This is a genomic window from Halomonas cupida (assembly GCF_900142755.1).
In the GTDB taxonomy this organism is placed as follows: Bacteria; Pseudomonadota; Gammaproteobacteria; order Pseudomonadales; family Halomonadaceae; genus Halomonas; species Halomonas cupida.
On record NZ_FRCA01000002.1, the window covers coordinates 73101 to 86871 of the forward strand.

Here is a 13771-nt window from a genome sequence, read left to right on the forward strand (position 1 = left end):
CCTTGGTAAAATACACCTCTCAAATACAGGATTGACCTGCTCGTTATTGCATAAATCCATACGACGACCAGACTGGAACTTGAGTGACGTCCATGGTGGGTTGATTGCGGCACAGGGACGTGCCGCCGTCGGCCATCAGGCCGACGCGAGACCGCACCCCACCAGCAGATCCGCGCATCTGCGCCAGTGGGGTGCGGACGACAATCAAATCGATCAGGATGAGCTATTTGATTGCCATGTTAATAGCGCAAAGTGCCACCTGCGCAATGACGTCCAACAGGATGTGAACCCAGACCGTGAATGCAAGGAGTGCCCCTGGATGAAATTGCTATGCCGCCTGGCGTTGGCCGTAATGGTTCTCGGAAGCAGTACATCGGTACTGGCGATAACCCCTGCCGCGCTGTTTGACCAGGTGACAGAACAGGCACGCAGCCTGGCAGACGAGTCATGGACGGCTCCTTCTGTCGAACTGCCCAGCGAACTGAGCGATATGGACTATGACCGCTATCGCCAGATTCGCTATCGTGATGACCAGGCGCTGTGGAATGACAGCGGCTTGTTCCAGGTGGAACTGTTCCACCCGGGGTTTCTCTACGATCACCCTGTCGCCATCAATGTGCTGGAAGACGAACAGGTTCGCGAGGTCCCCTTCGATCAGCAGCGTTTTCGCTATGACGATGAGGCCGCTCCCCTTGGTGAGCTCGACCTGTCGGACCTCGGTTATGCCGGCTTTCGCCTGCACTTCCCGCTGAACAAGGCAGACTACCGCGATGAATTTGCGGTCTTCCTCGGCGCCTCCTACTTCCGTCTGGTTGGACGTGATCAGGGCTACGGCCTCTCTGCACGAGGTCTGGCCATTGACACCGCGGCACCGGAAGGCGAGGAATTCCCTTCCTTCCGCGAGTTCTGGCTGGTTCGCCCAGCGGACGATGCCACACAGGTGACGATATTTGCCCTACTCGATAGTGAGTCCGTCACCGGCGCCTATCGTTTCGACATCACTCCGGGACAGCGTACCGAGGTCACTACCGAGGCGCGCCTGTTCGCCCGTCAGGATGTCGGCAAGCTGGGCATTGCCCCGCTGACCAGCATGTTCATGCATGGCGAGATGCAGCGCCATAGCGAGGATGACTATCGCCCTCGTGTCCATGACTCCAGCGGCCTGCTGATGGCCACCAGTCGTGGTGAGTGGACATGGCGGGTCCTGTCGAATCCGCAACGTCTACAGATCTCCGGCCTTCAGGACACCTCCCCCACCGGCTTTGGACTGATCCAACGCCCCAATGACTTCGATGCCTACATGGATATGGAGGCTCGTTATGAAAAGCGCCCCAGCCAATGGGTCGAGCCACTGGGCGAGTGGGGAGAAGGCCGCGTGGAGCTGGTCGAGATTCCGACCAACAACGAGTTCAACGACAACATCACTGCCTATTGGGTGCCGGCTACGCCGATGAAAGCTGGCGAGTCGCGGACCTTCCGCTACCGCACCTTCACCTTTGGCGAGCCGATCAATGAGCCGCTGGCTCGTGTGGTGCGCTCCCGCCAGGGCTGGGGCGGTTTTCCGGGGCAGAGTGATCCTCCCGACGAGAGTCTGCGTCACTTCATCGTCGATTTCCGTGGCGGTGAGCTGGAAGGTCTGGACCCCAGCCAACCAGTGACCATGACCCTGACATCCACCAGCGGTGAGATCCGTGAGCAGAAGATTCAGCCTCTGCCTGATGGTGAGACCTGGCGCGCCAGCTTCGAGCTGATGCCCGAACAGGGCAAGCCTGCCGATATGCGCCTGACGCTGAATCTGCATGGACGTCACCTGACCGAGACCTGGAACGCCATCTGGAATGCCGATGAACGCTGACATCAACCCTCAAACGGTGCCCTGGCCACGCCTGCGCCGCCTGGTCGTTGGCCTGGCGATCGCCGCGACCAGCGCACTCGGGGTGTGGACCATGTTCCGCATCCTCCACGTCGAGGGCATTACACCACTGGAACTGGCCATCCTCGCGCTGTTCGCGATCACCTTCAGTTGGATCACCATGGCCTTCTGGAGTGCCGTGATCGGGTTCGTGCTCAATCTATTGGGCCTGGACCCACTTTCACTGCGGCGCCGACCGGCTGGACCACAACGCCCTGCCGGCTCACAGTCGCGCACAGCCCTGGTGATGCCCATTCACAATGAAGACGTGGCCCGCGTGGTCGCGGGGCTGGAATCCACCTGCCGAGACCTGCCCAGCGAAACCCCGGACATGCTGATCGAAGCCTTTGTGCTCAGTGACAGTACCGACAGCGAGACGGTCGCCGAGGAAAAGGCCGCCCTTGCCAGGCTGCAGCAGCGCCTCGCCGGCCACTGCCGGGTGCACTACCGCCACCGTGACAGCAACCAGGGCCGCAAGGCCGGTAACCTCGGCGATTTCTGTGAGCGCTGGGGGGCCCACTACGACTTCATGCTGGTACTCGACGCCGACAGCTTGATGAGCGGCGAGTGCATCATCGAGCTGATCGACGAAATGATGGCCAACCCCCGACTCGGGCTACTGCAGACGGTACCGATCCCCGTTCGTCAGCTGAGCCTGTTCGGCCGTGCCAACCAGTTTGCTGCTTCGCTCTACTCACCGATGCTGGCCAGCGGGCTGAGCTTCTGGCATGCCACAGCGGCCAACTATTTCGGCCACAATGCGATCATTCGCGTGGAAGCCTTCACCAACCACTGCGGGCTGCCGGAACTCCCCGGCAAACCACCGCTGGGTGGCGACATCCTCAGCCATGACTTTGTCGAGGCGGCACTGCTACGACGTGCCGGCTGGCAGGTACGGATGCGCACCGACCTGCGCGGTAGCTATGAGGAAATGCCCAGCCACGTGCTCGACTACGCCAAGCGCGACCGCCGCTGGGTACAGGGCAACCTGCAACATATGCGGCTGCTGCGCGGCCATGGCCTGCACTTCCTCAGCCGCCTGCATTTCTTCTGTGGCGCCCTCGCCTACCTGTCTTCACTGGTGTGGCTGTCGATACTGGCCATCAGCACCATTGATGCGTTGATTCGAGCACTGGTGCCGCCCAACTTCTTCACCTCCAGCTCGCAGCTGTTTCCCAACTGGCCAATCGCACCGCCCAACCTGATCATGCCGCTGCTGATCGGCACCCTGTCGATGCTGTTGATGCCCAAGGTACTGGGCCTGATCCTCGGCCTGATCCGAGATCCCGAAGCCTATGGAGGCCGCCTGCGGTTGGTCATCAGCATGCTGCTGGAAAGCATCTTTGCCATGCTGATCGCCCCGCTGATGATGGTCTTCCACAGTCGTTTCGTGTTGCAGGTACTGACTGGACGCACCGTGGCCTGGGACCCGCAATCCCGTGAGGGGCGCGCCCTTCCCTGGCGTGAAAGCTGGCGTCACAGCTGGGTCTGGGCCTTGATCGGCGCCGCCTGGGCGCTGGTCACCTGGCGTTACACGCCGGAGTTCTTTCTGTGGCTGACGCCAGTGTGGCTGGGCCTGGTGATGGCCGCCCCACTGGTGCGCTGGAGCAGTAGTCTCAGCATCGGGCGGCGTCTGAGTCGCCTGGGTCTGCTGAAGGTGCCGGAAGAAACTCGCCCCCCCGCGGTGGTGGCCGAGATGGACATCACCGAGCTGCCACCACTGGGTGCCGAACCTGAAGCGCCGCCGGAAAAGCTGCCCCGGGAAATGCCGGAGCAATCCTTCCAGAGGCCGAAAGGCTCACAGGTCCCAGCCTGGTATGAAGAGCGCCGCCGCATGCGCGCCAGCAAAGCCGACTCGTGAATCAAGTCGCCATACAGCAGCAGGAAACATCCCTGCTGCTGTCCTTCTGTTCCTCATGAAATCAAGGGGAAGTCAAGGATGACAGGCCAGTCATTTCGCGATGCGACACAGGCTCAACCCCCTTGCCCTGGGTGATACGACTGAAACCATCCTCAGTAGCTATGGTTATGATCGTGGTCGTGGCCATCGGTATGCTGATGTAGAACGCATGAACTCTCACTCGACTCCGAGTTCCAGTCGATTGCCACAGTGGCGTGCTCAATACTGAATTGGTCAAGCAACTCCTTCTCGACCGATTTTACGACCCTCTTCGCGTCTTCATCAGACTCTGGACGAACATGCAGGGTTGCTAGCGTTTGCCCAGAAGTGAGTTGCCACACATGAATGTGGCTTACGGCAGCCAGACCTTCAACCGAACGCATCAGGGTACGCTCCAAGGCGTCCGGCAGGGCATTTTCAGGTGCCCCCTCCAACAGAATGTGGAGCGATTTGGCGAGCAGCTTCCAGGCGCTACGCAGGATCAACATCGCCACGAGCACCGACAGGATGGGATCGATCGGGGTCCAGCCTGTAAGATAGATGACAATGGCGGCAACAATGGCACCAACTGAGCCCAGAAGATCGCCCATCACATGCAGGATAGCTCCCTTCACATTGACGTGATCGGTCTCTCCACGAGTCATGATCCACAATACGATGATATTCACCAGCAAGCCGATTATCGCAACGATCAACATAGGTCCAGCGAGAATTTCACCTGGATCCAGAAAACGTTGCCATGCCTCGTAGCCAATCCACCCAATGATCGCGAACAGCGTAACGGCGTTGACGAAGCCGGCAATCACCTCGAAACGCAGGTAGCCGAATGTGCGCTTGCTGTCAGCGGCTCGCCGGCCGAAACGAAATGCCGCATAGGCCAATGCCAGCGCAGTGGCATCTGTCAGCATGTGCCCTGCATCGGCGAGCAACGCGAGCGAGCCAGACAGAATGCCGCCGACCGCCTCCACAATCATGAAAGTAAAGATCAGGCAGAAGGATATCAGCACCTTGCGCTCGTTGGTGCTGGTCACAGCGGGAACGTGCGAATGATCGTGGTCGTGGTCGTGGTCGTGATGAGAGTCAGATGGGGGCATGTGCACCTCGGCCAGTAGGATGGCTGGAAAAAAGCAAACAAATGAACACATGTTCATATGAAGTGTATATTGCGACAAATATTGCCCTATTGCCACAGATCACTTGTACAGCGGCGCTCCAGACCAAGGTAGCAAGTCTGCGACTCAAGACCAGGGGCGTTCAGCCATGATGCGTGGTTGGTGGGCCATACAGGCACCTGAACCATCAACGACCTTAGCAGGCTTCAGTATCCATCACGGATGCAAGGACAGGGCTTATGGCCGAGCTATCGAGTGGGTTCACAAACGTCCGGCGGCAGTCGTCGACGGCAAGGGCGAATATACTACGGCTCGTCGCTGTGCTCCTCAGCGATATGATTGGTCATGTCCAAAAGCACTTGGCTGACATGCATATCATCGATCCTGTAGAAGATCTGCTTGGCCATGCGCTCACCCTTGACCAACCTGGCTCCCCGCAGCAGTCGTAAATGATGGCTCACCAGGGAGGGAGAGAGATCAAGACTCTCTGCGATCTCACCAACTGAAGATGAACCCTGCATGCAGCACAGCATGATCCTCAGACGCGAAGGATCACCCAACAGGCGGAAGGTTTGCGCAAGGATGACGACTTCGTCGTGAGACAAGGATCCCAGATCAACCCCTCGACCGTAGGTGTCGCTGCCCGGTTTACGCGAAGTCATTTCAACCATCCTTCTCTCAACTTGCTGATCGCTGATGTGGCCCACCTCATTGGCATGATTACAGCGCGCCATACCGAGCTGATAGCCAGGCAACGCAGTGCCGGACCACTTGCGCAGGCGACGCCTGGATGGTGCTGAGACACGCGACGATTCTCACAGTCCTGGAGTTTGCCGAAATGGTAAGGCCCAGGATACTTCCGTGTCGAGCAAGCCATCCCTTTCGGATTCGGGCCAGGTAGTGCTATGCTGCCCTCGACACGCTTGACGGGGTGCCGGTCAATCCGGCTGAGATGGCGCAGGTCGTCTGCCTATGTAGAGAAACAGCACATAGGGGATGCACACAGCGCTGGTCCCGTGGAACCTGATCCGGTTGATACCGGCGTAGGGAATCGAGCGGTGGCTGGCGTTGGCCGTACTCTCTACCTCTACGCTGCCCTCCTTCTCCGTTCTCCCGCCCGCTCTCTCCGGATCACCGATACCGGAGGACATATGGGCTATCGTTTTGCCGATCTGATCGATGCCTGCCACCAGGAGTGGTCGGCCTACATCGAACATGATTTCGTCTCCCAACTGGGTCGTGGCACTCTCGCCGAAGACAGTTTTCGCCACTACCTCAAGCAGGACTACCTGTTCCTGATCCAGTTCTCCCGTGCCTACGCGCTGGCCGCCTACAAGAGCCATTCGCTGGAAGAGCTGCGCAATGCCTTCGAGGGCCTCAAGATCATTCTCGATACCGAGATGCAACTGCATCTCGACTACTGCGCGCAATGGGATATCCCACGCCACGAGTTGGAGTCTCTTCCGGAAGCCCGCGCCACCCTTGCCTATACCCGCTATGTGCTCGACGCCGGTGCCCGAGGCGACCTGCTCGACCTTCGTGTGGCATTGGCTCCCTGCATGGTCGGCTACGCCGACATTGCCCGCTGGCTGAATGAGCAGGAAGCCACCCTACGCGGTGCCGACAATCCCTACACCGCCTGGATCGAGATGTACCTGAGCGAGGAGTTTCAACAGGCCGCCGCCAGCGAAAGGCAGTGGCTGGACGTCCAGCTCGAGTCACTGTCCAGCGCCCGCTTCGAGCGCCTGGTCACGCTGTTCCGGGACGCTACTCGGCTGGAAATCGATTTCTGGCAGATTGGGCTCGATCTAGCGGAGTGAGCCGTAAGCCGTAAGCCGTAAGCCGTAAGCCGTAAGCCACGAGCGTCGAGCTGCGAGTCACGAGCTGCCCAGTGCCGCTCCATGGAGCACAGACAAGAGCCGGAGTTCGGGGTTACTTAAAGCTTATAGCTCGCGACCCACATGGACGTGGGAAGTGCGTGTTCGTGTCGGGAACACGAATAGCCGACCCACATGGACGTGGGAAGTGTGCATGTTCGTCGGGAACGAACATGTGCCAGCTCGTAGCTCGTAGCTCGTAGCTCGTAGCTCGTAGCTCGTAGCTCGTAGCTCGTAGCTCGTAGCTCGTAGCTCGTAGCTCGTAGCTCGTAGCTCAAACAACCATAACCCCTGAGGAGACCGTTACATGGCACACACCGATCATTTTCTGGCCGAAACTGCCCAGGTTGACGAGGCCGCCATCAAGCCTCTGCCCGGCTCACGCAAGATGCATGTCGAGGGCTCTCGCCCGGATATTCGCGTACCGTTCCGTGAAATCAGTCTGTCGCCGACGAAGACTTCCGGCGAGGATGAGCAGAACCCACCACTGCTGGTCTACGATACCTCCGGCCCCTACACCGATCCGGACATCAGCGTGGATCTGCGCAAGGGACTACCGGAGTTGCGCCGCACCTGGATCGAGGAGCGTGATGACTGCGAGTGGCTCGAAGGCCCGACCTCCGAGTACGGCCGCCGTCGGGCCTCCGACCCAATGCTGGCCCCGCTGCGCTTCGACCTGACACGTACGCCGCGCCGCGCACGTCCGAATGCCGATGGCAGCAACGGCAATGTCACTCAGCTACATTACGCCCGCCGCGGCATCATCACGCCCGAGATGGAGTTCATCGCCATTCGCGAGAACCAGCGCCGACAGAGGCTGGGCACCGACGAAGTCGAGCGTATTCTCGGCCATCAACATGCCGGTCAGGGCTTCGGTGCACGCGTTCCTGAAGAGATCACCCCAGAATTCGTGCGCCAGGAAGTGGCTGCCGGTCGCGCCATCATCCCCTGCAACATCAACCACCCGGAAACCGAACCGATGATCATCGGTCGCAACTTCCTGGTGAAGATCAACGGCAACCTCGGCAACTCGGCGGTCACTTCCTCCATCGAGGAGGAAGTGGACAAGATGACCTGGGGCATTCGCTGGGGCGCCGACACCATCATGGACCTGTCCACTGGGCAGAATATCCATGAAACCCGTGAGTGGATCATCCGCAACTCACCGGTCCCGATCGGCACCGTACCGATCTACCAGGCACTGGAGAAGGTCAAGGGCGTGGCCGAGGACCTGACCTGGGAAGTCTTCCGTGACACCCTGATCGAGCAGGCCGAACAGGGCGTGGACTACTTCACCATTCACGCCGGTGTGCTGCTGCGCTATGTGCCGATGACCGCCAAACGTGTCACCGGTATCGTCTCGCGAGGCGGCTCGATCATGGCCAAGTGGTGTCTCTACCACCACAAGGAGAGCTTCCTCTACACCCACTTCGAGGACATCTGCGAGATCTGCAAACAGTACGACGTAGCCTTCTCGCTGGGCGACGGACTGCGTCCCGGCTCCGTGGCCGATGCCAATGACGAGGCCCAGATGGCCGAACTCAAGACCCTCGGTGAGCTGACCCGCATTGCCTGGCAACACGATGTGCAGGTAATGATCGAAGGCCCCGGCCATGTGCCGATGCAGTTGATCAAGGAGAACATGGACAAGCAGCTCGAGTACTGTGACGAAGCACCCTTCTACACCCTCGGCCCGCTGGTGACCGACATTGCCCCCGGCTATGACCACATCACCTCGGGAATCGGCGCCGCCATGATCGGCTGGTACGGCTGCGCCATGCTCTGCTATGTGACCCCCAAGGAACACCTTGGCCTGCCCAACAAGGATGACGTCAAGACCGGCATCATTACCTACAAGATCGCCGCTCACGCTGCCGACCTGGGCAAGGGGCACCCGGCAGCACAGCGACGCGACAACGCCCTGTCCAAGGCGCGCTTCGAGTTCCGCTGGGAGGATCAGTTCAACCTTGGCCTCGACCCGGACACTGCCCGGGAATATCACGACGAGACCCTACCCAAGGACTCGGCCAAGGTCGCCCATTTCTGCTCCATGTGCGGACCCAAATTCTGCTCGATGAAGATCAGTCAGGAAGTGCGTGACTATGCCAATGCCAGGGAAAATGAGGCCAAAGAACCCGGGACTGGTGCCAATACTCAGGTGGCCAGCGAGGAGGAGGTCTCCGCAGGCATGGAGGAACAGGCCAGAGCCTTCCGCGAGCAGGGTGGCGAGCTGTACCGTGAGGTTTAAGCGGTCCAGCGGACACTGAAAAGCCGGCCCCGGCGCTCACGACGGGGCCGGCTGCAGCCCACCTGACGCCCCCTTCTCACGGAAGCTCTATCAGATCACGGCAGTTCTACTGGAGCACGGAAGTTCTACCAGAGCCCCTGTTTAGACTAAAGTCTAGTAAAACAATACTCGCACTTGATACACATCATTGGCAGCGCACTCTCCTTGCTGCAGCGCCATCACTACCCCTCCCGGTCAATTCTGACCTCTGTGTGGAGGTGATAGATTCCGCGCCATCCCCCTGTATTCAACAGCCTCGACTACATTACTTGTCAGCTGTTGTCCTTCTGGAGATGGCATGAACGGTTCCATACTCGTCGTCAACTGCGGCTCGTCCTCTATCAAGTTTGCACTGGTTCCACAGCAGTCCGGCCAGCCTCGTCTCAGTGGTCTGGTTGAGCGACTCGGGGCCTCGGACCCGGGGTTGAAGTTCACCGATGAAAACGGGAACAAGCACCAGTTCCCACTGCCCGGAGCCGACCACGCTTCGGCCATGCAGGCTATCCTCGAGCACCTCGGCGACCGTCAGCCCCGAGCCATCGGCCATCGAGTGGTGCATGGCGGCGAGCGCTTCAAGAGTGCCACCCTGATCAACGAGGAAGTCATCGACAGCATCAAGCAGTGCGCTTCACTGGCGCCATTGCATAATCCCGCCAATCTCGAAGGCATCAGGGCTACCCGCCTGTTGTTCCCGGACCTGCCTCAGGTCGCGGTGTTCGACACCGCCTTCCATCAGACCATGCCCGAGCATGCCTACCGCTATGCGATTCCCACCGAGCTGTATCGCGAGCATGGCATTCGCCGCTACGGTTTCCATGGCACCAGTCATGCCTATATCGCCGAACGCCTTGGTGAGTTGAGCGTACATGGCCATGGCGGCTGGATCATTGCCCACCTCGGTAACGGCTGCTCTGCCACCGCCGTCTGGCAAGGTCGGAGCCTGGACACCAGCATGGGTATGACCCCGCTGGAAGGTCTCGTCATGGGGACCCGCAGCGGTGATGTCGATCCGGGGCTGCACCTGCATCTGGCCAACCAGTGTGGCTGGAGTGTCGAGCAGATCGATCAGATGCTCAACAAGCACAGCGGTTTGATGGGCCTATCCGGCCTTTCACCCGATATGCGAGACCTGGAGCAGGCCGCTGGAGACGGGCACAGCGGTGCCCGTCTGGCACTGGATGTATTCTGCTATCGTCTGGCCCGGACCATGGCGGCACTGTCCTGCGCCTTGCCGCAACTCGACGGCATTGCCTTCACCGGAGGCATCGGCGAGAACTCACCTCTGATTCGTTCCCGGGCACTGTCGATGATGGCGGCACTGGGTCCCCGCCTTTCCGACATAGCCAACGACAACCTTGCCCGCGGCAGAGAAGGCCGTATCGATCTGGCCAGCGACACCGGCTCACCCGAGATCTGGGTGATCCCCACCGATGAGGAAGGTCGCATCGCACGCGAGACCGCTGAACTCGTTGAGTTCCAACCCTATTTGGATTTCCACCCAGAGGCCTCGGCATGAACACCACCCTCAGCCCACGAACGCTACTGCTGATTCCGGTGGATGAAGGCGTTGCCCTGACCTCCTGCAGTCTGGGGTTGATGCGCGGCGTCGACTCCATGGGACTGAAAGGCGCTTTTCTCCAACCTTTCTGTCAGGCCATTTCAGACTGTCAGGGGGAGCGCTCGCGTACCCTGATCGCCAACACCCTGGGAGTGAACTCACCCAAGCCAGTGGACCGCATCACCCTTGAGCGGATGCTCAACCAGGGCGATCGCGACACCCTGCTGGAAATGGCTGTCGAACGCCACTCCCATGTGCTGCAGCCCAGCCAGAGCGAGCCACCCTCCGTAGTGTTGGTGGAAGGTCTTTGTCCCAGCTCACAGTCCTCCTATGCGTTCGATCTCAACGTCCAGTTGGCACTGGCACTGGATGCCCAAGTGGTACTGGTAGCGGACGGCCAGACCGGCAACTCACGCGAACTGGTCGAGCGTGTCAGCATGCACACCAGCAGCATCAACGCCTTTGGCGCCAACCTGGTCTGTGGCGTGATGCTGATGCGTCTACCGTCGCTTGATGGCAGCAGGACGGATGAGCCGACACAGCTTGCCGCCGCCGGTGATCAGGCCCAGAAGCTGGGCCGGCAATGGCAACAGAAACTGTTCGAGGATGGCGGCCTCAACCTGCCGGTCGTTGCCGCGGTACCCTGGCACGCAGCACTGAGCGCCCCGCGGGTTCTCGATATTGCGCGGGCGTTGGGTGCCGACATTCTGCACGAAGGTGAAGCCAGCCGACGTCGTGTCACCGGCATCACCCTTGGCGCTCGCAAGGCCGAACATCAGCTCCATGCCCTGCGACCCGGACAGTTGATCGTGTCACCTGGTGATCGCGATGACACGCTGCTGGCCGCCGCACTGGCCACCATGAATGGCATCAAGCTCGGCGGCTTGCTGCTCACTCATAGTGAAATCCCCAGCCGTGCACTGATTGAGTTCTGCCGCCCGGCACTCGACTGCGGTCTGCCGGTACTGTCGATCAGTGATGACAGTTATTCCGCGGTCAAGCGTCTGGCCGAACTGCCCAACCATATCCCTAGTGACGACCCCGAGCGTGCCGAAACCGTGGCCCGCTTCATCGATGACCACCTCGACCGTAACTGGATCACCCAATGGGTGCACACCGATGCCCAGCGTCGTCTGTCACCATCGGCCTTCCGCCATCAACTGGTCTCACTGGCCCAGCAACAGCGTCGCCGCATCGTGCTTCCTGAGGGCACCGAACCACGTACACTCGAAGCTGCGGTCATCTGTCAGCGCCGTGGTATCGCCGACTGTGTGCTGCTCGGCAAGCGCCAGGAAATCCTTGATGTCGCCGCCGCTCGCGGTCTGGAGCTACCCGAGGATCTGTCATTGGTGGACCCGGACGAGGTGCGCGGCAACTTCATCGCGCCCATGGTCGAGCGTCGTCGTGGCAAGCTCAACGAGTTGACCGCCGAAGCCCAACTTCAGGACAGTGTGGTGCTCGGCACCATGATGCTTGCCGAAGGCGACGTCGACGGGCTCGTCTCCGGTGCCATCCATACCACCGCCAATACCGTGCGCCCGGCCTTTCAGTTGATCAAGACCGCTCCCGGCTACAACCAGGTGTCGTCGATCTTCTTCATGCTGCTGCCGGATCAGGTGGTGGTCTACGGTGACTGCGCCATCAACCCGGATCCCGATGCCGAAACCCTGGCCGAGATTGCCCTGCAGAGCGCCGCCTCCGCCGAAGCCTTCGGCATAGAACCTCGGGTGGCGATGATCAGCTACTCCACCGGCGAATCGGGTACCGGTGCCGACGTCGACAAGGTTCGCGAAGCGACACGCATTGCCCGCGAGCGCGCTCCACATCTGGCCATCGACGGTCCTCTGCAGTACGACGCCGCCGCCATTGCCAGCGTCGGCAGGCAGAAGGCACCGGACTCACCGGTGGCCGGTCGCGCCACAGTGTTCGTGTTCCCCGATCTGAATACCGGCAACACCACCTACAAGGCAGTGCAGCGTAGTGCCCGCGTGATCAGCATCGGCCCCATGCTTCAGGGCCTCAATAAACCGGTCAACGACCTGTCCCGCGGCGCTCTGGTCGACGATATCGTCTATACCATCGCGCTGACCGCCATCCAGGCCAACCAGCGCTGATCCAGTTGCCTTCCGCCAATCCGGTCATACCTGCCGGGTTGGCGGGGGCTCTCCACCTGGCATCACCACTCCCCTCTGTCTGCACGGCTCTCTGTCTCTCCCCCCTCATTTCGACAACTTCTCAATAAGTGAGACGAATTTACCTTTTAGTCTCGCTATGCTCAGCCGTAGCTCTCATCAACTCCCTGACCAACGACTCAGCAGGCCACTGTCATGCCGCAACCCGGCCCCTCAACGCTGCACCGTGCCATGCAACTGCTGCAGATCACTGCCGCCTGTGGTTATCGCGGTGCCGGGATTGACGACTACATGGATGGCACTGGGCTCAGCCGTCCTACCGCCTACCGTTTGCTCAAGGGCCTCAGGTCACAGGGCTTCCTGCGCAATGGGCCGATCCGCGGTCGCTATCTGCTCGGCTATGAATTGCTGGTACTCGGCGCTCAAGCCGGCAATGGCTCCGGCCTGCGTGACCTGGCTCGCCCCCGCTTGCTGTCACTGGCCCAGCGTCTGGGCGACAGCTTCTACCTGTTTGCCCGTGATGGCATTCATGCGGTGTGTCTGGAAGTCCAGAACGGCGAATACCCGGTCGGCAGTTTCGTTCGGGCCACCGGCGGACGCGTTCCGCTGGGCGTCGGTCAGGCATCGATTGCCCTGATGGCGTACCTGGAACCCGCCGAGCGACGCACCATCCTTCAGCACAGTCAGGCCCAGTTGAAGTCTGATTACCGGATCTCGGCGCAGGACGTCGAGGATGAAATCGCCTTTCTTCATCAACATGGTTATGCCCGTGGCGTCGAAGGCAGTCAGCTCCCCGAGTACGGGGGACTGGCGGTGCCGATACTCGACCATAGCGGCCACCCACTGGGTGCCCTGAGCTGCTCTCTGCTCAAGTCGCGCACGACCGAAGAGCACCTCGCCGAGGTTCTCGATGCCATGCGCGACGCTGCTCGGGACATGGTCAAGGAAGCCCACAGTCTGCTGTATCTGGAGTAACTCCCCCGGAGCCCCTGT

General features: G+C 60.4%; 9 protein-coding genes and 1 riboswitch. Of the genes, 7 read left to right on the plus strand and 2 right to left on the minus strand.

The window, feature by feature from the left end:
- Nucleotides 1-79: 79 nt before the first annotated feature.
- Nucleotides 80-1855 (plus strand): OpgD/OpgG family glucan biosynthesis protein, encoded by a 1776-nt coding sequence (locus BUE38_RS04585; protein WP_234986766.1) that lies wholly within the window; start codon nt 80-82, stop codon nt 1853-1855.
- Nucleotides 1845-3773, plus strand: a complete 1929-nt coding sequence (mdoH, locus tag BUE38_RS04590) for a glucans biosynthesis glucosyltransferase MdoH (protein WP_234986767.1) — start codon at nt 1845-1847, stop codon at nt 3771-3773. Before BUE38_RS04585 ends, mdoH begins: the two co-directional genes overlap by 11 nt.
- 152 nt (nt 3774-3925) lie before the next feature.
- Here the strand turns inward: mdoH and BUE38_RS04595 are convergent, their stop codons facing one another.
- Nucleotides 3926-4906 carry a cation diffusion facilitator family transporter gene (locus BUE38_RS04595; RefSeq protein WP_073433876.1) on the minus strand — a complete coding sequence of 327 codons (981 nt, stop codon included), beginning with the start codon at nt 4904-4906 and terminating at the stop codon, nt 3926-3928.
- 323 nt (nt 4907-5229) lie between these two features.
- On the minus strand, nt 5230-5658 hold the full coding sequence (locus BUE38_RS04600) for an ArsR/SmtB family transcription factor (protein WP_443093375.1): 429 nt from the start codon (nt 5656-5658) through the stop codon (nt 5230-5232).
- 183 nt (nt 5659-5841) lie between these two features.
- Nucleotides 5842-5992: riboswitch (TPP riboswitch) on the plus strand.
- 83 nt (nt 5993-6075) lie between these two features.
- On the opposite strand from BUE38_RS04600, the gene tenA reads away from it, so the two are divergent.
- The 5 genes from tenA (at nt 6076) to BUE38_RS04630 (ending at nt 13753) form a co-directional block, all read left to right on the plus strand.
- Nucleotides 6076-6744, plus strand: a complete 669-nt coding sequence (gene tenA / locus BUE38_RS04605; RefSeq protein ID WP_073433878.1) for a thiaminase II — start codon at nt 6076-6078, stop codon at nt 6742-6744.
- 364 nt (nt 6745-7108) lie between these two features.
- Nucleotides 7109-9049, plus strand: coding sequence for a phosphomethylpyrimidine synthase ThiC (gene thiC, locus BUE38_RS04615; RefSeq protein ID WP_073433880.1), 1941 nt, complete (start codon nt 7109-7111; stop codon nt 9047-9049).
- Nucleotides 9050-9386: 337 nt separating this feature from the next.
- On the plus strand, nt 9387-10604 hold the full coding sequence (locus BUE38_RS04620; protein WP_073433881.1) for an acetate/propionate family kinase: 1218 nt from the start codon (nt 9387-9389) through the stop codon (nt 10602-10604).
- Nucleotides 10601-12760 (plus strand): phosphate acetyltransferase, encoded by a 2160-nt coding sequence (pta, locus tag BUE38_RS04625; RefSeq protein ID WP_073433882.1) that lies wholly within the window; start codon nt 10601-10603, stop codon nt 12758-12760. Before BUE38_RS04620 ends, pta begins: the two co-directional genes overlap by 4 nt.
- Nucleotides 12761-12973: 213 nt before the next feature.
- Nucleotides 12974-13753, plus strand: coding sequence for an IclR family transcriptional regulator (locus BUE38_RS04630; protein ID WP_073433883.1), 780 nt, complete (start codon nt 12974-12976; stop codon nt 13751-13753).
- Nucleotides 13754-13771: the final 18 nt, after the last annotated feature.

Coding starts and splice junctions, on each gene's coding strand:
- mdoH (WP_234986767.1), top strand. CDS start 1,845: ATGAACGCTGACATCAACCCTCAAACGGTGCCCTGGCCACGCCTGCGC.
- BUE38_RS04595 (WP_073433876.1), bottom strand. CDS start 4,906: ATGCCCCCATCTGACTCTCATCACGACCACGACCACGACCACGATCAT.
- BUE38_RS04600 (WP_443093375.1), bottom strand. CDS start 5,658: ATGGCGCGCTGTAATCATGCCAATGAGGTGGGCCACATCAGCGATCAG.
- tenA (WP_073433878.1), top strand. CDS start 6,076: ATGGGCTATCGTTTTGCCGATCTGATCGATGCCTGCCACCAGGAGTGG.
- thiC (WP_073433880.1), top strand. CDS start 7,109: ATGGCACACACCGATCATTTTCTGGCCGAAACTGCCCAGGTTGACGAG.
- BUE38_RS04620 (WP_073433881.1), top strand. CDS start 9,387: ATGAACGGTTCCATACTCGTCGTCAACTGCGGCTCGTCCTCTATCAAG.
- pta (WP_073433882.1), top strand. CDS start 10,601: ATGAACACCACCCTCAGCCCACGAACGCTACTGCTGATTCCGGTGGAT.
- BUE38_RS04630 (WP_073433883.1), top strand. CDS start 12,974: ATGCCGCAACCCGGCCCCTCAACGCTGCACCGTGCCATGCAACTGCTG.